The following is an 18,291-nucleotide window of genomic DNA, read 5'->3' as shown; positions in this document are numbered from 1 at the left end:
TTAAAATTATTCTAAACTAGCATTATAATTATATTATATAATTTCAAAATCAAGTAAATAAGATACTCAATTTTATGAAAAAAAACTCTTTCTCATATGATGAACTTATAAATTGTGGTGAGGGTAAGTTATTTGGTCCTGGTAATGCTAAATTACCTCTTCCACCAATGCTTATGTTTGATAGAATTACAGAAATTAATGATGACAAGGGAACTTTTAAAAAAGGTTTATTAAAAGCTGAACTAGACATCAAAAATGATCTTTGGTTTTTTGATTGTCACTTTAAAGAAGACCCTGTAATGCCAGGTTGCCTTGGGCTTGATGCTATGTGGCAACTAGTTGGGTTTTATTTGGGCTGGATAGGAAAACCTGGGAAGGGAAGAGCACTGGGAGTTGGAACAGTAAAGTTTACAGGTGAAGTATTACAAAATGTTAAGCTAGTAACATATGAAATTGATATGAAAAAAATTATGTCCCCAGGCGGAACTACTGTTGGCCTAGCTAATGGGATTGTTTTGGCTGATGGAAAAAAGATTTATTCAGCAGAAAGTTTGAAAGTAGGATTATTTAAATAATGAGAAGAGTAGTTATTACAGGGCTGGGCATTGTTTCTTGTTTAGGTAATAATCAAGAGGAGGTGCATCAATCACTTTTAAACTCAAAATCAGGAATCTCTTTTTCTGAAGAGTACAAAGAACACAATCTTAAAAGTCATGTTCATGGAAAACCTAATATTAAACTTGAAGATCATGTAGATAGAAAAACAATAAGATTTATGGGTTCAGGCTCAGCTTATAATTATATTGCAATGAAGGAGGCAATTAAAGACTCGGGCTTAGAGGAAAATGAAGTTAGCAATTTCAAAACTGGAATTGTAATGGGCTCTGGGGGTCCCTCTATCGAAAATGTAATTTTAGCCGCGGATAAAACTAGAGCCAAAACTCCAAAATTAATGGGCCCATTTATTGTTCCAAGAACAATGGCAAGCACTGCCTCTGCTACACTTGCAGTTCCATTCAAAATAAAAGGAACAAACTATACAATGAGTTCTGCCTGCGCGACTAGCGGCCACTGCATTGGAAATTCTATGGAATTAATACAAATGGGCAAACAGGATATTGTATTCGCTGGAGGAAGTGAAGAGATTCATTGGGCGATGACTGCTATGTTTGATGCTATGACTGCTTTATCATCAAAATATAATGATAAACCAGAAACAGCATCAAGAGCATACGACAAAACCAGAGATGGATTTGTAATAGCAGGTGGTGGTGGAGTTTTGGTACTTGAAGAATACGAGCACGCAAAGGCTAGAGGGGCTAAAATTTATGCAGAATTAACTGGTTATGGAGCTACTTCTGATGGATATGATATGGTAGCACCCTCAGGTGAAGGAGCTGTAAGATGTATGCAAATGGCAATGGCTACAGCAAAAAATAAAATTGATTACATCAATACACATGGAACGTCAACTCCAGTTGGAGATATTACAGAATTAAATGCAGTAAAAGATACTTTTGGAGAGAATATTCCAAAAATAAGTTCAACGAAATCTTTATCGGGTCATCCGTTGGGTGCTGCTTCTGTTCATGAAGCAATTTATTGTTTAATTATGATGAAAAATAATTTCATTACAGGATCAGCAAACATTAACGAAATGGATGAGCAAGCTAAAAAATTCCCAATAATTGCAAAAACAGAAACTGGGGCAACTTTAAACACAGTTATGTCTAATAGTTTTGGTTTTGGTGGGACTAATGCAGCATTAATTTTTGAAAAGGTTTAGTTATGAGTTTAATGAAAGGTAAAAAAGGATTAATAATGGGTGTTGCCAATGAGAGATCTATTGCGTGGGGCATCTCTCAAAAATTAGCTGATGCAGGAGCAGAACTAGCATTTACTTATTTAGGTGACGCACTTAAAAAAAGAGTAGTTCCTTTAGCAGAAAAATTAAATTCAAACGTTACATTTAGTTGTGATGTTGAAAAAAAAGATGAAGTAATAAAATTATTTGAAGATATCAAGTCCCAATGGGGTGAAATTGATTTTGTAGTTCATGCAGTAGCTTTCTCTGACAAATCAGAATTATCAGGTGAATATTTAAATACAACTAGAGAAAACTTTTTAAGAAGTATGTTAATCTCATGTTTTTCATTTACTGAAGTAGCAAAAGAAGCTTCAAAGGTAATGAAGCAGGGTGGAAGTTTATTAACTTTGACTTACGAGTCCACTAAAGCAATTCCAAATTATAATGTGATGGGTGTTTGTAAATCTGCTCTTGAAGCGAGTGTTAAATATCTTGCAAGAGATTTAGGTACAAAAGGAGTAAGGGTAAATGCTATAAGTGCTGGGCCTATCAAAACATTAGCAGCATCAGCAATAGGTGATGCAAAATTTTTGTATAAATGGAACGAAGATCACTCTTTTTTAAAAAGAAATGTAGATATTCATGATGTTGGTAATTCAGCATTGTATTTGCTTAGTGAACTTGCGAATGGTGTAACAGGCGAAATCCATTATGTAGATGCCGGATATAATAAGGTTGGAATGCCGGATCCTAAAAATATAAGTTAATTGTAAATTTAAAACCCACCTCGCCAATTACTTTTATCGTTAAATTGATCCTTTTCTTTTTTAGAAGTAGGCCTAAATAGATAATAAATCACAAATACTAAACAAACTAAAAATATAAATATCTCCATAATTTTTAATCTATTCAGCTGCTTGTTTCATAGATAACTTAACTTTACCTCTATCGAAACCAATCACTTTAACTTTTACCTCGTCACCTTCTTTGACAACGTCAGTTACTTTAGCTACTCTTTTATCTGCAAGTTCTGAAATATGAACAAGTCCATCTTGTTTTCCTAAGAAATTAACAAATGCACCAAATTCCATAATCTTCATAACTTTTCCTGAATAAATTTTATTTAATTCAGCTTTGGCAGTAATGTCTTTGATCATTTGCATTGCAATATTTCTCGATTCTTCATCCGGAGCAGCAACTGTAACTACGCCTTCATCGTTTACATCTACTTTTGCACCTGATTTCTCGACTATCTCTCTAATCGTTGCTCCACCTTTTCCAATCACAGCCGCAATGTCTTTTTTATCGACATTTATTTTTTCCATTTTTGGAGTGTGTTTTCCAACATCTGCTCTTGAAGCTGATAATGCTTTATTCATTTCTCCCAAGATATGAACTCGTCCATCTTTAGCTTGACTTAATGCTTGCTCCATAATTTCAAATGTAATACCAGTAATTTTAATATCCATTTGAAGAGAAGTAATTCCATCTTTAGTTCCTGCAACTTTAAAGTCCATATCTCCTAAGTGATCTTCATCACCTAAAATGTCTGATAAGACACTAAAATCATCACCTTCTTTAATTAAACCCATTGCTATACCTGCAACTGGTTCTTTAATCGGAACTCCGGCATCCATTAATGCTAATGATGTACCACAAACGGTAGCCATTGAAGATGAACCATTTGACTCCGTGATTTCAGATACTACTCTAAAGCTATAAGGAAACGCCTCTTTTGATGGTAATGAAGAATGAATAGCCCTCCACGCTAATTTACCATGTCCTATTTCTCTTCTTCCAGTTCCAATCCTTCCCGTTTCTCCAACTGAGAATGGCGGAAAATTATAGTGAAGCATAAATCTCTCTTTTTGTAATCCATCCAAACTTTCAATTCTTTGTTCGTCATCAGAAGTGCCCAAAGTAGCTGTTACAATTGCTTGTGTTTCTCCTCTAGTGAATAGAGCAGAACCATGGACTCTTGGTAAAATTCCAACTTCACAAGAAATAGGTCTAACATCTGATAATCCTCTACCATCAATTCTGTTCTTATTTTTAAGAATATCTGTTCTTACAATTGATTTTTCTATCTTTTTAAGTTCAGAATTTACATCTAGATCTGTGTAATTTTCGTCTTCATCAAAAAGTTTTTTAGCTTTATCAGTGATTTCAGAAATTTGATTTGATCTATCTTGTTTGTCTCTAGTTGCAAAAGCTTTTTTAAGGTCTTCCGTAAAAGTTTCTTCGAGTTTTTTCTTAACTTTAGATAAATCTTTCATTTCTACTGTCCACTCAGGTTTTCTACATTCTTTTGCAAGTTCCTCAATCATTTCAATTACTGGAACAAAACCCTCATGTCCAAATTTTACTGCATTCAACATTTCTTCTTCACTCAAACCATTTGCTTCAGATTCAACCATAAGCACAGCATCTTTTGTACCTGCTACAACTAAATCTAGACTTGAGTTCTCTAATTCAGTTTTAGAAGGATTCAAAACATATTTACCGTCAATAAAACCAACTCTAGAAGCTCCTACTGGACCCATAAATGGCATTCCTGATATAGCTAATGCTGCAGAGGATGCAGTGATTGATAAAATATCTGGTTCATTTTCTTTATCGTATGAAATTACTGTTGGTAATAACTGTACTTCATTTTTAAATTCATCAGGAAACAATGGTCTGATTGGTCTATCAATCAATCTAGAGATTAATGTTTCGCTTTCTGTTGGTCTTGCTTCTCTTTTAAAATATCCACCTGGAATTTTTCCAGCTGCGTAGTATTTTTCTTGGTAATTAACAGATAATGGAAAGTAATCCATATCAGGATCTACTTTTTTTGCTCCTACTACTGTTGCTAGTACGACTGTCTCTCCACATGTTGCGATTATTGCACCGTCTGCCTGTCTTGCTACTTTACCTGTTTCTAAACTTATCTTCTTTCCTGCTACTTTAATTTCCTTCTTATATACTTTAAACATTTCATTTCCATTTCGTTTCGTTCGTTTCGTTCCATTCCGTTCTATCTATTTTGACTTCTATTTTCTTAAATTCAATTTCGACAGTACATTTTTGTAAGAATCCATTTTATTTTTCTTTAGGTATTCTAACAATTTCTTTCTTCTATTTACCGCTCTCAACAATCCAACAGATGAATGTTTATCCTTTTTGAATTGCTTAATATGTTTAGAGAGAGTTTCAATTTTCTCTGTTAGCAAAGCGATCTGTATCTCTGAAGATCCAGTATCTTTATCGTGCATTGCTAATTCTTGTGCCTTTTTGTTCATGCCTCTTTCTTCCTATTTATTTGTTTGTTTTATTAAGTTTTCTATTTTTTCCGCATACTCAAAAGATTCATCTTTTCTAAAAAGTAATTTTGGTAAAAATTTCATAACCACTTTTTGTGATAAAATTTTTCTAATTAAAAATGAGTATTCCTTTAAAACATTAATTGTTTCTTCCGCATCTTTTCCACCCAATGGGAGAACATATGCTTTAGCAATTTTTAAATCAGGACTCATTCTAACCTCGGTCACCGTTATAGTGTTTGTTTCTAAATTCGGCACCTTAGCCTCATTTCTTATAAAAATCATGCTTAAAGACTGCTTTATCATTTCACCCACTCTTAACTGTCTTTGTGACACTGGTTTTCCTATTCTATCTGCCATTAAATTGACCTCTCAGTAGATGTAACACTAAATGCTTCTATTGTGTCGTTTTTTTGAAAATCCATATAATCCTTAACTGTAATTCCGCACTCTTGACCAACACTTACCTGTTTTACCTGATTTTTTTCTCTAAATATTGATGAAACTTTTCCTGTGTAAATAACAGCACCATCCCTAATAATTCTAATATCTGAAATACTATTAATTTCTCCTTCAGTTACTTTTGAACCTGCAACTTTTCCAGCACCTGAGACTTTAAATATTTCCAAAATTTGTGCTGTACCAGTAATTGTTTCTTGAACATCGGGTGCCAATAATCCTGACATTCTTAGTTTAATATAATCTAAAACTTCATAAATAATATTGTATGAGGATATTTTTATTTTCTCATTTTCTGCAAGTTTTTTTGCTTCCTTACTTGGTTTAACATTGAAAGCTATTAATACTGCATTTGATGCTTTTGCTAGAGTGACGTCTGTTTCTGTTACCATCCCTATATCAGCTAAAATTATTTTTGGCTTAACCTCATCATGAGTAATTTGATTGACCGCGTTTTTAATTGCCTCTGAGGATCCATGAACATCTGATTTAATTATAAGATTAAGTTCTTTTGATAAGTTGCTAGAAAAAGCTGACTCTTGAGTTGCAAAAGATAAGGGGTTTTTTCCAACTTTATTTTCTTGAGCTCTATTTTCACTCAGGGTTTTAGCTTCTTTCTCAGTCTCTAAAACAATAAAATCATCTCCTGCCTTTGATGCACCATTAATTCCTAAAATTTCTACTGGGGTCGAAGGTGAAGCAAATTCAATACTCTGACCCTTGTCATTTATAATTGCCCTTACTTTTCCCCATTTTAAACCACTTACAAAAAAATCTCCTTTTTTAAGCATTCCAGTTGTTACAATTATACTTGCAACCGGTCCTCTACCTGTATCTATTTTTGACTCTAAAACAACACCGGTAGCTTTTGACTGAAAATCAGTTTTTAAATCTAATATTTCAGCTTGCAAAATTATTGACTCCACTAATTTGTCTAAATTTTTTTTTGTCTTGGTTGATATTTCAACCATTAAAGTATCTCCAGATAAATCTTCAGCTATTAATTCATGTTCTAATAATTGATTTTTAATTTTTTGCGGGTCAGCTTCTGGTAGATCACATTTGTTTATTGCTACTACAATTGGAACATTGGCTGCCTTAGCATGTTTAATTGATTCTACTGTTTGAGGTTTCACACCATCATCTGCTGCAACTACTAATACAACTAAATCAGTTAATTTTGATCCCCTTGCCCTCATTTCTGTAAAAGCTGCATGACCTGGAGTATCTATAAAAGTTAATTTATTTCCTTGGCTTTCTATTTGATAAGCTCCTATATGTTGAGTAATTCCACCAAATTCTCCTGAAACAACATTTGCACTTCTTAAAACATCTAGCACAGAAGTTTTTCCATGATCAACGTGTCCCATGACAGTAACAATTGGGGGTCTGTTTTTTAAATTCTCAGCCCTTGAAGCTTTTATTTTTTGAATTATTTCTTCTGCTCTTTCCTCTCTGATTGGGTTATGTCCAAATTCTTTTACTAAGTATTCAGCTGTGTCAGCCGCAAGCGTTTGATTAATCGTGACTGTAGCACCCATTTCAAACAAGTGCTTGATAACGTTGCTTGATTGTTCGGCCATTCTATTTGCTAATTCTCTTACTGTTATAGCTTCAGGTATATTAATATCTCTTTTTACAGGTTTAAGATTATCTTTACTTTGGTCTTTGTTTTGAATTTTATTTTCTTTTTCCCTTGCTCTTTTAACAGAAGCCAAGCTTCTCTCTCTAGCCTCAATCTCATCACTCAATGCTCTAGAAACTGTTAGCTTAACTTCCCTTTTTTTTGTACCTGATTTTAACTTTTTATCTTTCGTGCTTCCATCATCTTTAAGTCTTTTAGTAGCTCTTTGTTCTGCAAGTTTTCTTTTTTCAAAGTCATTAGGGTTGATTTGAAATTTCGTCGAAAGCTTTGGTTTATTGGGCCTGAATGAACTTCCTTTTTTAGAAAACTTATTTTGTGATTTTTCAATTACGACAGAATGTTTTCCTTGAGATCTTGATGTTTCAAAATTCTTAAAAGATTTTTTTGGTTTCCCAGAAATTGTTAATTTTAATTTTTTGTTTTCCATAAGTCATTACTCAATCTTTATAGGCTATTTCTCTAGCAGACATTATTAAATTATCAGCTTCCTCTTTTGATAATGCAAAGTCCTCAAGATAACCCTCTATTTTTACTTTTGAACCCCTAACAATATCATATCCACCAGTTAATTCGTCAGAAGCTAAATCAGCAAAATTCTCTAAAGTTAATATTTTCTTTTCACCTAATGTAACTAGCATTCCAGGTGTCATGCCCTTTAAGTTTATTAAAGACTCCTCAAGACCAAGTTCTTTTATTCTTTTTGAGATATCTTCTTGATCTCTCTCATAAAATTCTTTAGCTCTCTCAATTAGTGCTTTTGCTGTGTCTTCCTCAATACCTTCTATCTTGAGTAAGTTTTCAGTTGAACTATCTTTAATATCATCAATTGTTGAAAAACCTTCAGCAACAAGTAATTGTCCTAAAGTTTCATCTAACTCAAGATTTTTAACAAAATTTTCAGTTTTTTCTTTAAACTCAATCTGCCTTTTCTCTGAGTCCTCTTGATCAGTCATTATATTAATTTCGTAATTTAAAAGTTTTGTTGCCAAACGAACATTTTGACCTCTTCTTCCAATGGCTTTACTTAAATTTTCTTCAGTCAATATAACATCTAGTTTTTTCCTTTCTGTATCAACGTTGACTCTAATTACATCAGCTGGGGAAAGTGCATTTGAGACTAAAATTGCTGGATCTTCAGACCAATTCACAATATCAATTTTTTCACCTTGAAGTTCATTGACTACTGCTTGCACTCTTGAACCTCTCATTCCTACACATGCTCCAACAGGATCTAACGAGGTATCAACTGCTTTTACGCAGATTTTTGCTCTACTTCCTGGATCTCTTGAAGATGATTTTATCTCTATAAGTCCATCATATATTTCTGGGACTTCTTGTATAAATAATTTTTCCATGAACTTTGGGTGTGCTCTAGATAAAAATATTTGTTGTCCACGTTGTTCTCTTCTTACATCGAAACAATATGCTTTTACTCTATCTCCAGCTTTAATGATTTCTCTTGGAATGAGCTCACTTTTTTGAATAATAGCTTCTGTTCTTCCTAAATCGACTATAACATTGCCAAATTCCAATCTTTTTACTATTCCACTTAATATACTATCCTTTTTATCTATAAATTCATTAAATTGCCTGTCACGCTCAGCATCTCTAACATTTGAGCTAATTACCTGCTTTGCTATTTGAGCTGCTATACGACCAAAATCAAATGAGGGTAGTGGTTGTAATATTTCATCTCCAACTGATTTACCTTTGTTACTATCACTTAGGTTTACTGCATCTTCAAGTTTTATTTCAGTATTAGAATTTTCTGGATTTTCTGTAATTATTAATTTTCTAAAAATTTCTATGTTGCCACTATCTCTATCGATCAAGACTTTTATCTCATTTTCTTGACCAAATTTAGATTTTGCAGCTTTAGCAATTCCAATCTCCATTGAACTAATAATAAGTTCTTTATCAATCGACTTCTCTAATGCAACAGCTTCTGCAATCCTTAATAATTCAAGTTTATCAGCTCTTTTATTTAACATATTTTTGTTTACTCCAAAAAAAAATGGGCATGAGCCCATTTTGTAAAGATCAATAATGTAAGAGGAATATAGTAAAGTTTTTTTTTAATTCAACAAAAACTATTTTGAAAAAATGCTTGTTTTATCTGTTTTTTCCCAAGAAAATGAGCCATTACTTTCTGGTGCTCTACCAAAATGACCGTAAGCAGAAGTTTTTTCGTAAATGGGTTTGTTAAGATTTAACATCTCTCTAATACCTCTAGGACTTAAATCAAAACTCTCCTTAATTTTTCTCACAACAAAATTATTTTTTTCTAAACTGTTATCAAACAAGTTTACATAAATGGACAAAGGTTTCGATACTCCAATTGCATAAGCAAGCTGAATCAAACATTTATCTGCAATTTTTGATGCAACAATATTTTTTGCAATATATCTTGCTGCATAAGCGGCTGATCTATCAACTTTTGTTGGATCTTTTCCAGAAAAAGCACCACCACCATGAGGTGCTGCCCCACCATATGTATCAACTATAATTTTTCTACCTGTTAAACCACAATCACCATCTGGGCCACCAATAACAAAATTACCTGTTGGATTAACATAAAACTCATCCTCATTAAAATCATTAAGAAAATTTTCAGGTATAGATTTTAATAAATAAGGTCTAAGTAAATCTCTAACTTGTGATTGATTTATATCAGCTGAATGTTGAGAAGAAATAACAACTGATTTTACTTTTGAGGGTTTGCCATCAACATATTCAAATGTTACTTGACTCTTAGAATCTGGTTCAATATTTTTTAGTTTTCCTGATTTTCTATCCTCAGCCATTAATCTTAAAATCTTGTGAGAATAATGAATTGGTGCTGGCATTAATTCTTCAGTTTCATCACACGCATAACCAAACATAATACCCTGGTCTCCAGCTCCCTCATCTTTATTTCCGCTCGAGTCAACACCCATGGCAATATCAGCAGATTGAGAATGTAAATGACTTTCAATTTTAGTTGCTTCTCTCCAGGTAAACCCCTCTTGGTCATAACCAATATCTTTAATACAGGCTCTAACTTTTTCAATTAATTCATCTTTTTTAATTTCTGGTCCTCTAACCTCACCTGCTAAAACAACTTTATTAGTAGTGGTTAACGTTTCACAGGCTACTCTAGAATACGGATCTCCAGATATATAAGTATCAACAACCATATCTGAAATTCTATCAGATACTTTATCTGGGTGTCCTTCAGAAACAGATTCGCTAGTAAAAAGATAGTTTTTTGAATCACTCATTTCCAATTCTATTAAATGAAAATATTAAAAAAATATACAATAAAATTACTATTGCAAAAATTTTATTTCCATATTTTGAAAATATTGTTGGCTCTATTTTTTTTGTTTGAGATAAATCAGCAAAACCGGATTGATTTAAATCGACTTGTTTTTCAACAACTCCCAAGGGATTAACTATTGCGGCTATTCCGTTATTAGCAGATCTTAAAACATATTTGCCACTTTCAATGGCTCTATAAATACTATGCACAAAATGTTGATGGGGACCTATAGACTGACCAAACCAACCATCTTCGGAAATATTTACAATAAAATCAAAATCTCTATTATTAAAAATATTTCCGCTATAAATTATTTCATAACAAATAAGTGGTAATAGTCTTACCGAAAAATTAGTGTTATTAACTTCTATAATATTTCTTTTTTCTCCTTTTGAATAAGATTGATAATTATTAGTAATAGTCTTTAATCCTATAAGGCTCAGCATTTTTTCAAAGGGTAAAAACTCACCAAAGGGAACTAGATTAACTTTGTTGTATGAATTTAATATTTCAAAATTGTGATTATAAATTGTTAATGAATTATAATATCTAATAATTTGACCTTCTTTTTTGATATCATTGATCCCAATTGATAGTATATGATTTTGATTAAATTCATTCTCAAATAAAAATTTATATTCCCTTAGTTGGTTTTTTGAAATGTCTGGCAATATACCCTCAGGCCAAATAAAAATCGTTTTTTTATTTTTTTGTGGAGAACTGATTTTAATGAGATCATTGATTACTGAAATAGGATCGGTATCGTTATAAAATCTATCAATACTAACATTTGAGCTTATAACTCTTAGTTTGTAATCTAATTTATTAGCCTTAATATTATTGAAATTTTCTAATCGTTGAGATCCAAAGAAATAAAAAGATAAAGTTATTATGAAAAATAAAATACAAACAATAATTTCTTTTTTGTTATCTCTTAAAATTAAAAATGAAGTACTAGTAAAAAGAGAGATACAAAAAAGATTAAAACTATAAGTGCCAATAATCGAGTTAATACTTAAAATTTCAATATAATTAGAAAAACTATAAGCAATTAAATTCCATGGAAACCCAGTCAAAATAGTTCCTCTTATGAATTCAATTGTTCCAAATATTAAAGAAAAAAGAAAAAAAGAGCTTAAATTTTTCTTTGGCTTAAGGATTAAAAATAAAAATGAAGCTAAACCATAAAATAAAGCTAAAAAAGCTGGGACTAAAACTATACTAAAAGGGATCAAAAACTTAAAACTTTCATCAAAAGTTAATGATATCGAAATCCAGTAAAGATTACTTGTAAAATATCCAAGTCCAAATAACCAACCATAGAGGAAAAATAACTTTTTATTTTTACTTACCTCAAAGATTTTTATCAAAAGAATATAGAGTAAACTAAAAGTTAAAAAATTAATTAGTATATAATTAAATGGAGGTAAGCTTAATGACGAAAAGGAACCTAGTAAAATTAAAATAATTGATTCAATAAAAAGTTTTTTTTTCAAATTAATTTATTTTAGATTTTACATGCTTATATATAAAGTTTTCTTCTCTTAACATTTTAAAATAATCTTTATTCTTTTTGTGGTCAAATCCTAAAAGGTGAAGAAAACCATGAATAAAAATTTTAATGGTTTTTTGTTTAAATAACTCTAAATCCTGAGATTTAGGCTTATCTAAATAATTATAACTAATTATAATATCTCCCAAATACATATTTTTATTTTTTGGAAGTTTAATTTTTTTATTGAATGGAAAAGATAAAATATCGGTAGATTTATTTTTATTTCTAAAATTTTTATTTAATTTTTTAATATTTTTATTATTAGAAAGTAGTAAGCTAAATAATACTTTTTTGTTTGAAAATTGGTATTTCTTTGGAAAAGCCCTACATATTTTTTTGAAAAAAATATCTTTATTTTTCAGTCTTTTTGACCAAGCCTTCTCTTCAGAGAAGACACTAACTTTAATCATTATTTGAATATGCTTTTACTATTTTTGATACAAGTGGATGTCTAACAACATCTGAGTGATCAAAATCAACTATTGATATCTCTTTTAAATGTCCAAGTAATTCTTTTGATCTTACCAGTCCCGACATATTTTTGTTAGGTAGATCAATTTGGGTTGGATCTCCGTTAACTACAATTTTTGAATTTTCACCAATACGAGTAAGAAACATTTTGATCTGAGTATCGGTTGCATTTTGTGCTTCATCTAAAATTGCAAAGGAATTTTTAAGAGTTCGACCTCTCATAAAAGCTAATGGTGCTATTTCTATATCTCCAATTTCAATCATTCTTTGGATTTTTTCGAAATCAAACAAGTCATATAAAGAGTCATATAACGGTCTTAAATAAGGGTCTACTTTCTCTTTCATATCACCAGGCAAGAATCCTAAACGCTCTCCAGCTTCAACAGCAGGTCTTGATAAAATTATTCTTTCAATTTTTTTCTCCAAAAGCATAGTCAAACCAACTGCAACAGCTAAAAACGTTTTACCTGTTCCTGCTGGTCCAGCAGAAATTACAATATCACTTTGTCTTAAAGCTCTAACATAATTCTTTTGTTTCTCTGATCTAGGAATTATTGATTTTTTAGGAGTTTTAATTATATCAGTTACATTATTGTTTTTTATTTTTTCATTAATCATAAATTTGTCTACCGAAGAAAGTATATCTTTATTTTCGATATTACCATTATTAATAAATTGATTAACTAAAAATTGGATCGCATTCTTTACTTTTTCATTTGTTTCAGGGTCCGATTTTATAAGAATAGAATTTCCTCTTGAGTACAAACTACATTTTGTGATTTTCTCAAGTTCCTGTAAATTTTTATTAAATTCCCCAGCAATACCCATTAACAAATCGTTATCATGAAATATTACACTTAAAGAGTTATTATCCGAGTAAACAAACTTTATTGCCTGATCAATATTTTTTTTTGTTATTCCGCTCAAATTTATGCAACTTTCTGATTAGAATTATCTACAATTTCACCAAATAAAGTACTTCTGTTACTTTTACTAATTTTTACTTGCACAATTTTTCCAATATCACTTTTCTTACCATCAAAGATTACTGATGTCATGTGCTTAGATCTTCCAAATGTTTTAGTTTTATCTTCTGTGAAATTTTCAACTAATACTTCCACAATACTGTTTTCTAAAGACTTGTTTTTTTGGATCTGATTTTCAAACAATTCATTTTGAATTATTTCTAACCTTTCAAATGAAGTTTTTTTATCAATTAAATTTAGATTTTCTGAAACAGTTCCAGGTCTAGGGCTAAAAATATACGAGTAAGAGTTTATAAACTTTACTTTTTTTATAAGATTTAAAGTATCTTCAAAGTCCTGATTTTCTTCCCCAGGGTAAGCAATTATAAAATCACTTGAAAATTCTATTTTTGAATTAATTTCTTTAAGCTTATTAAATGTCTCGATGTAATTCTCAATAGTATGATTTCTATTCATCAATTTTAATATTCTATTCGATCCACTTTGCACTGGTAAATGTACAAGTGGCATAAGTTTATTTGAACTTTTATAAACTTCAATCAGGTCATTGGTCATATCCTTTGGATGAGATGTTGTGTATCTTACTCTTTTAATTTCATTTAATTTTTCAATACTTAATATTAAATCTGATAAACGAAACCCATTACTTTCATAAGCATTAACATTTTGGCCTAACAAAGTTATTTCTCTTACACCGTTGTCTGCTAAATATTTTGCTTCGTCCAAAATTTGACTAGGTGGCCTTGAATACTCTGGTCCTCTAGTGTAAGGAACTACACAAAAATGACAAAACTTATCACAGCCTTCTTGAATTGTTAAAAAAGATGAAACTTTTTCTACTTTAGTTTTTATTTTACTCAAGTATTCAAATTTTGTAACCGCATCAAACTCTGTTTCTTCAAGTTTCCTTTTTTTTTCAACATAATTTAAAATTGTATCATTAATTTTATGGTAAGCTTGAGGACCTATTACCAAATCAATGAAAGGCTCTCTTTTTAGCATTTCTTGATTTTCTGCTTGAGCAACGCATCCTACAATAATAACTAAAGGTTTTTTTTTAAATCTAAAAATTTTTTTTACTCTACCTATTTCAGAATAGACTTTTTCTTTAGCTTTATCCCTTATATGACATGTGTTTAACAAATAACAATTAGCATCCTCGTATTTTTCTGTCTTTTCATAACCAATTTTTTTAACAGTATCTAATATTCTATTAGAGTCATACTCATTCATTTGACATCCAAAAGTTTTAATGAAAATTTTTTGACTCATTTATTGAGGCTTTTTTTTAACCCCATATAATTCTAATTTATGATCTACTAATTTATAACCATATTTTTCAGCAACTTTTTTTTGAAGTTTCTCAATCTCATCATCAACAAATTCTATAATCTCACCTGTTTTGATATCTATCAAATGATCATGATGGCTCTCGATCATTGCTTCATATCTTGCCTTTCCACCTTTAAAATCGTGTTTTGTTAAGATACCAGCCTCTTCGAATAGTTTTACTGTTCTATAAACTGTAGCTATACTTATTTTTGGATCAACTTTCGAAACACGACTATAAAGTTCATCTACATCAGGATGATCTGACTCTCCATACTCTGACTTTGACTCCGAAATTATTTTTGCAATAATTTTTCTTTGTTCTGTTAGTTTAACACCTTTAGCTAAACACTTTTGTTCAATTGTATCTGCAGTGTCTGTCATACCTAATTTTAACTTATATAATAAGGTTTAATCAAATTTTTTTTGAGGCTAAATTTACTGCAAAGATGCGGTATATTTTCATACTTTATATTCGTTTCATTCTCAAAGTCCTCAAAACTAAAACAATAATAATCAATTTTTTTAATCATATGAATTGCTTTAATTGTCGATAAAGAATTTCTGATACCTGCAAAACTACCAGGGCCTCTATTTATATAAATTAATCCAATATCACTAATCTCTAAATTATTATTTTTTAAAAAATCAGTGAGTAAAACAAACAGTTTTTCATAATTATTTTTGCTATTTTCATGAGTAACACTATAATTATTATTATTAATGATCATAAAAAAAATATTATCCTTTGCAGCATCTATAATTAATTTATTCATTTTTTTAATTATATTGACTTTTAACTCAAACGCACAAGAAAATATTAAATATTTTTCTAATGATGAGGGTGTATTGTCAATTATGTATCATCGATTTAATGAGTTTAAATATCCATCAACTAATATATCAATGGATATTTTCAAGAAACATGTCGAACTTATTTTAGATGCTAATTTAAACTTTTATCATCCAAAAGATTTTGAAAATGAGTTTGATATTCCAAAAAAAGAAAAAAAGATTCTACTTACTATTGATGATGCATTTCAATCCTTTTACGATAATGCCTGGCCTTACTTGAAAAAAAATAAAATTCCATTTGTATTATTTGTCTCTACTGAACCTGTTGGAAATAATGGATACATGAATTGGGATCAAATTAAAGAAATTGAACGTAGTGAATTTGGTGTTATTGGACACCACTCGCACTCCCATGATTATTTAATCGATAAATCACAGGAGATTTTTTTAAATGATATAAAAACATCAAATCTTATTTTTAAAGAAAAATTAGGATATGTACCGACTTTATTTTCTTACCCATTTGGAGAATATTCAGGATTTATGAGAGATTATATATCTCAAAATTTCAAAATTGCATTTGGACAACATTCGGGAATTATCGACGTAAATAAAAATAAATTTGAACTTCCGAGGTTTCCAATTAATGAAAAATACGGAGAAATTAAAAGATTTAAATCGATAATAAATTATTATCCACTCGAATATAAAAAATTGGAGCCTGTGGAAAAAAAATTATCAAAAGAAAATAATCCACCTAAATTTAAAGTTAATTTTTTTGATGATCAAAAAAATATTGAAAATATTAATTGCTACTCAAATGAAGGAGATAAATGGATGAAATCAAATATTAAACTTGTTGAAAAAGAGCTTACAATAAAATTTAGGGAACCATTCTTGCCAAGAAGAGGTCGTATTAATTGTTCTGTAAATGATAATGGTAAATGGAGATGGTTTGGTACACAGTTTATTATTAGATAATAAATTTTAAATTAAACTTTCTAACTCAATACTTGAGGGTAACAATTTTGCATCATCAAAATCTTTTAAATTATTTTGTTGAATAATCTTTTGTAAAACTTTCACATACTCATTTCCTGTTTCAGCATATTTATCCAAATAACTTGACAAAATCATGCTGTCCAGTGGTTGTCCTAAATCTCTTAATTTAGCTCTGGCTAATCTAAAATCTTCATAACTGGAATGAGTATTTATATTTCTCTGATAAGCTCTTACAGATGCTTGCAAAACATTAAATTTCATCACCTTGTGGCCTTCACTTTTTTCAGCATCTTTTGGTTTTAATCCCTCGCCTGACCAAGTCCATTGACCAAATAATGCATTTCCTTGTTGAGCAAATCTTGAAGTTCCCCATCCTGTTTCCTTAGCAGCTTGAGCAAGTGCTAATGAAACTGGAACTATATCCATTCTTCTTTTTAATATTGATAAATCTTTTGAGGGTATACCATATTGTTTATATTTTTTTTCTAACCATCTTTTCTCTGAGCTCGAGTTATTATTCTTATTAATTATACTAAATAATCTTTTTCTATCTAATTTAATATTTTTATTTTCCTCTAAAATTAGTGGTAATACTATTTGTATAAAAAACTCTTTCCTCTTTTTAACGCTTTCGATCATTTTTATTTCAGCAGGAAGTAAAGTTAAAGCTATAGGCTTGACTAATTTTTTTTTTCTTACATCATCAAGCTTATAATCTGTATCTTCAAAAAGTTGTTTAATCGTTGAAGCATCTAATCTTACTGTATCTGTTTCTTGATCATTTAAACTATAAATATCGATTAATAGATCATCCTCATTAAGTGTTTGGGAATTTGATGAATTTGAGGATTTTTTATTAAGAGTGTATGCAAGTATTGCTTTTGAATTATTTTGAATTCCAGCCGAACTTTCAATTTTATTGCTGGTAAAATTAACAATAATCGGCAAAGAATAAAAAAATAAGATAACAAGTACACTACTTAGAATAATTCTTGGTAGCGAACTTAGGTTATTTTCATCAAAAACTCTAAATGGTTTTATTCTATTTTTTTTAAAGATTTTTCTCATATATTAAACAGCTTCAACTTTTTTAACCTCTGGCAAATAATGACATAAGAGATTTTGAACACCTTGTTTTAAAGTCATTGTTGAACTAGGACATCCAGAACAGCTCCCTTGTAATTGAACTTTAACAACTCCATCTTTAAACTCTTTAAATTTAATATCTCCTCCGTCTCTTGCAATTGCTGGACGAATTTTCTCCTCAAGTAATTGGATTATTCTTTTCTCAATTTCATCAAAACTATCATTTTGTTCGTTTAGATCTTTATTTATGACATATTCTTTTCCTGATGCATAAAATTCATTAATATGTGAAACCACTATATGCTTGATATCGTCCCAAGAATTTTCATCACGTTTATTAACTGAAATGAAATCTTTACTTAAAAAAATTCCCTCTACACCATTTACTGAAAGAATATTTCTAATTAGCTCATTATTTACATTGTCATTTTTATTTACTTCAAATGATCCTGCACTTGAAACAACCTTGCCTGGTATAAATTTTAAAGAATTAGGATTTGGTGTAATCTCAGTCTGAACAAACATAAATTATATATAAGCAATATTTTTA

18 protein-coding genes are annotated in these 18,291 nt (G+C 30.3%); 4 read left to right on the top strand and 14 right to left on the bottom strand.

What is annotated here, in order from left to right; translation table 11 throughout:
- Positions 1 to 74: 74 nt before the first annotated feature.
- Genes fabA through B5L73_RS00665 form a run of 3 tightly spaced genes read left to right on the top strand, consistent with a single transcriptional unit; the run spans position 75 to position 2,574 of the window.
- Positions 75 to 575, top strand: a complete 501-nt coding sequence (gene fabA, locus B5L73_RS00675; RefSeq protein ID WP_085146807.1) for a bifunctional 3-hydroxydecanoyl-ACP dehydratase/trans-2-decenoyl-ACP isomerase — start codon at positions 75 to 77, stop codon at positions 573 to 575.
- Positions 575 to 1,786 (top strand): beta-ketoacyl-ACP synthase I, encoded by a 1,212-nt coding sequence (fabB, locus tag B5L73_RS00670; protein WP_085146805.1) that lies wholly within the window; start codon positions 575 to 577, stop codon positions 1,784 to 1,786. Before fabA ends, fabB begins: the two co-directional genes overlap by 1 nt.
- 2 nt (positions 1,787 to 1,788) lie before the next feature.
- Positions 1,789 to 2,574 (top strand): enoyl-ACP reductase FabI, encoded by a 786-nt coding sequence (locus B5L73_RS00665; protein ID WP_085146803.1) that lies wholly within the window; start codon positions 1,789 to 1,791, stop codon positions 2,572 to 2,574.
- Between the two features lie 138 nt (positions 2,575 to 2,712).
- Here B5L73_RS00665 and pnp read toward each other — a convergent pair whose 3' ends face one another.
- The 12 genes from pnp to B5L73_RS00605 all read right to left on the bottom strand — a co-directional run bounded on the left by pnp (position 2,713) and on the right by B5L73_RS00605 (position 15,589).
- Positions 2,713 to 4,785, bottom strand: a complete 2,073-nt coding sequence (gene pnp, locus B5L73_RS00660; protein ID WP_085146801.1) for a polyribonucleotide nucleotidyltransferase — start codon at positions 4,783 to 4,785, stop codon at positions 2,713 to 2,715.
- Positions 4,786 to 4,842: 57 nt separating this feature from the next.
- Entirely contained in the window at positions 4,843 to 5,091 is a 249-nt protein-coding gene (rpsO, locus tag B5L73_RS00655) for a 30S ribosomal protein S15 (RefSeq protein WP_075485648.1), read from the bottom strand.
- Between the two features lie 12 nt (positions 5,092 to 5,103).
- Positions 5,104 to 5,472 carry a 30S ribosome-binding factor RbfA gene (gene rbfA / locus B5L73_RS00650; protein WP_075485631.1) on the bottom strand — a complete coding sequence of 123 codons (369 nt, stop codon included), beginning with the start codon at positions 5,470 to 5,472 and terminating at the stop codon, positions 5,104 to 5,106.
- On the bottom strand, positions 5,472 to 7,643 hold the full coding sequence (infB, locus tag B5L73_RS00645; RefSeq protein ID WP_085146799.1) for a translation initiation factor IF-2: 2,172 nt from the start codon (positions 7,641 to 7,643) through the stop codon (positions 5,472 to 5,474). Before infB ends, rbfA begins: the two co-directional genes overlap by 1 nt.
- A gap of 10 nt (positions 7,644 to 7,653) precedes the next feature.
- Entirely contained in the window at positions 7,654 to 9,207 is a 1,554-nt protein-coding gene (nusA, locus tag B5L73_RS00640; RefSeq protein WP_232309665.1) for a transcription termination factor NusA, read from the bottom strand.
- Positions 9,208 to 9,306: 99 nt separating this feature from the next.
- Positions 9,307 to 10,476 (bottom strand): methionine adenosyltransferase, encoded by a 1,170-nt coding sequence (gene metK / locus B5L73_RS00635; RefSeq protein WP_085146795.1) that lies wholly within the window; start codon positions 10,474 to 10,476, stop codon positions 9,307 to 9,309.
- Positions 10,469 to 12,013: an apolipoprotein N-acyltransferase gene (lnt, locus tag B5L73_RS00630; RefSeq protein WP_085146793.1), complete on the bottom strand. Its 1,545-nt coding sequence runs from the start codon at positions 12,011 to 12,013 to the stop codon at positions 10,469 to 10,471. The genes metK and lnt overlap by 8 nt, the downstream gene beginning before the upstream one ends.
- Before the next feature lies 1 nt (position 12,014).
- The gene (ybeY, locus tag B5L73_RS00625) at positions 12,015 to 12,482 is read right to left on the bottom strand and encodes an rRNA maturation RNase YbeY (protein WP_085146791.1); all 468 of its coding nucleotides are present in this window, start codon (positions 12,480 to 12,482) and stop codon (positions 12,015 to 12,017) included.
- Positions 12,475 to 13,470 (bottom strand): PhoH family protein, encoded by a 996-nt coding sequence (locus B5L73_RS00620; protein WP_085146789.1) that lies wholly within the window; start codon positions 13,468 to 13,470, stop codon positions 12,475 to 12,477. Before B5L73_RS00620 ends, ybeY begins: the two co-directional genes overlap by 8 nt.
- Before the next feature lie 2 nt (positions 13,471 to 13,472).
- On the bottom strand, positions 13,473 to 14,801 hold the full coding sequence (gene miaB / locus B5L73_RS00615) for a tRNA (N6-isopentenyl adenosine(37)-C2)-methylthiotransferase MiaB (protein ID WP_085146787.1): 1,329 nt from the start codon (positions 14,799 to 14,801) through the stop codon (positions 13,473 to 13,475).
- Positions 14,802 to 15,242, bottom strand: a complete 441-nt coding sequence (locus tag B5L73_RS00610) for a Fur family transcriptional regulator (protein ID WP_085146785.1) — start codon at positions 15,240 to 15,242, stop codon at positions 14,802 to 14,804.
- Between the two features lie 8 nt (positions 15,243 to 15,250).
- Positions 15,251 to 15,589, bottom strand: coding sequence for a peptidase M22 (locus tag B5L73_RS00605; protein ID WP_232309664.1), 339 nt, complete (start codon positions 15,587 to 15,589; stop codon positions 15,251 to 15,253).
- On the opposite strand from B5L73_RS00605, the gene B5L73_RS00600 reads away from it, so the two are divergent.
- On the top strand, positions 15,582 to 16,634 hold the full coding sequence (locus B5L73_RS00600) for a polysaccharide deacetylase family protein (RefSeq protein ID WP_232309663.1): 1,053 nt from the start codon (positions 15,582 to 15,584) through the stop codon (positions 16,632 to 16,634). The two genes, B5L73_RS00605 and B5L73_RS00600, sit on opposite strands and share 8 nt — an antisense overlap.
- 6 nt (positions 16,635 to 16,640) lie before the next feature.
- On the opposite strand, the gene B5L73_RS00595 is transcribed toward B5L73_RS00600, so the two are convergent.
- Together B5L73_RS00595 and B5L73_RS00590 are read right to left on the bottom strand one after the other, a co-directional pair.
- Positions 16,641 to 17,723 carry a glucosaminidase domain-containing protein gene (locus B5L73_RS00595; protein WP_085146781.1) on the bottom strand — a complete coding sequence of 361 codons (1,083 nt, stop codon included), beginning with the start codon at positions 17,721 to 17,723 and terminating at the stop codon, positions 16,641 to 16,643.
- 3 nt (positions 17,724 to 17,726) lie between these two features.
- On the bottom strand, positions 17,727 to 18,266 hold the full coding sequence (locus tag B5L73_RS00590; protein ID WP_085146779.1) for a NifU family protein: 540 nt from the start codon (positions 18,264 to 18,266) through the stop codon (positions 17,727 to 17,729).
- Positions 18,267 to 18,291: the final 25 nt, after the last annotated feature.

It is taken from the genome of Candidatus Pelagibacter sp. RS39 (genome assembly GCF_002101315.1).
Lineage (GTDB): Bacteria > Pseudomonadota > Alphaproteobacteria > Pelagibacterales > Pelagibacteraceae > Pelagibacter.
The sequence above is the reverse complement of the archived record's forward strand: the minus strand, read 5'-3'. Positions and strand labels throughout refer to the sequence as shown.

Coding starts and splice junctions, on each gene's coding strand:
- fabA (WP_085146807.1), top strand. CDS start 75: ATGAAAAAAAACTCTTTCTCATATGATGAACTTATAAATTGTGGTGAG.
- fabB (WP_085146805.1), top strand. CDS start 575: ATGAGAAGAGTAGTTATTACAGGGCTGGGCATTGTTTCTTGTTTAGGT.
- B5L73_RS00665 (WP_085146803.1), top strand. CDS start 1,789: ATGAGTTTAATGAAAGGTAAAAAAGGATTAATAATGGGTGTTGCCAAT.
- pnp (WP_085146801.1), bottom strand. CDS start 4,785: ATGTTTAAAGTATATAAGAAGGAAATTAAAGTAGCAGGAAAGAAGATA.
- rpsO (WP_075485648.1), bottom strand. CDS start 5,091: ATGAACAAAAAGGCACAAGAATTAGCAATGCACGATAAAGATACTGGA.
- rbfA (WP_075485631.1), bottom strand. CDS start 5,472: ATGGCAGATAGAATAGGAAAACCAGTGTCACAAAGACAGTTAAGAGTG.
- infB (WP_085146799.1), bottom strand. CDS start 7,643: ATGGAAAACAAAAAATTAAAATTAACAATTTCTGGGAAACCAAAAAAA.
- nusA (WP_232309665.1), bottom strand. CDS start 9,207: ATGTTAAATAAAAGAGCTGATAAACTTGAATTATTAAGGATTGCAGAA.
- metK (WP_085146795.1), bottom strand. CDS start 10,476: ATGAGTGATTCAAAAAACTATCTTTTTACTAGCGAATCTGTTTCTGAA.
- ybeY (WP_085146791.1), bottom strand. CDS start 12,482: ATGATTAAAGTTAGTGTCTTCTCTGAAGAGAAGGCTTGGTCAAAAAGA.
- miaB (WP_085146787.1), bottom strand. CDS start 14,801: ATGAGTCAAAAAATTTTCATTAAAACTTTTGGATGTCAAATGAATGAG.
- B5L73_RS00610 (WP_085146785.1), bottom strand. CDS start 15,242: ATGACAGACACTGCAGATACAATTGAACAAAAGTGTTTAGCTAAAGGT.
- B5L73_RS00600 (WP_232309663.1), top strand. CDS start 15,582: ATGATCATAAAAAAAATATTATCCTTTGCAGCATCTATAATTAATTTA.
- B5L73_RS00605 (WP_232309664.1), bottom strand. CDS start 15,589: ATGATCATTAATAATAATAATTATAGTGTTACTCATGAAAATAGCAAA.
- B5L73_RS00595 (WP_085146781.1), bottom strand. CDS start 17,723: ATGAGAAAAATCTTTAAAAAAAATAGAATAAAACCATTTAGAGTTTTT.
- B5L73_RS00590 (WP_085146779.1), bottom strand. CDS start 18,266: ATGTTTGTTCAGACTGAGATTACACCAAATCCTAATTCTTTAAAATTT.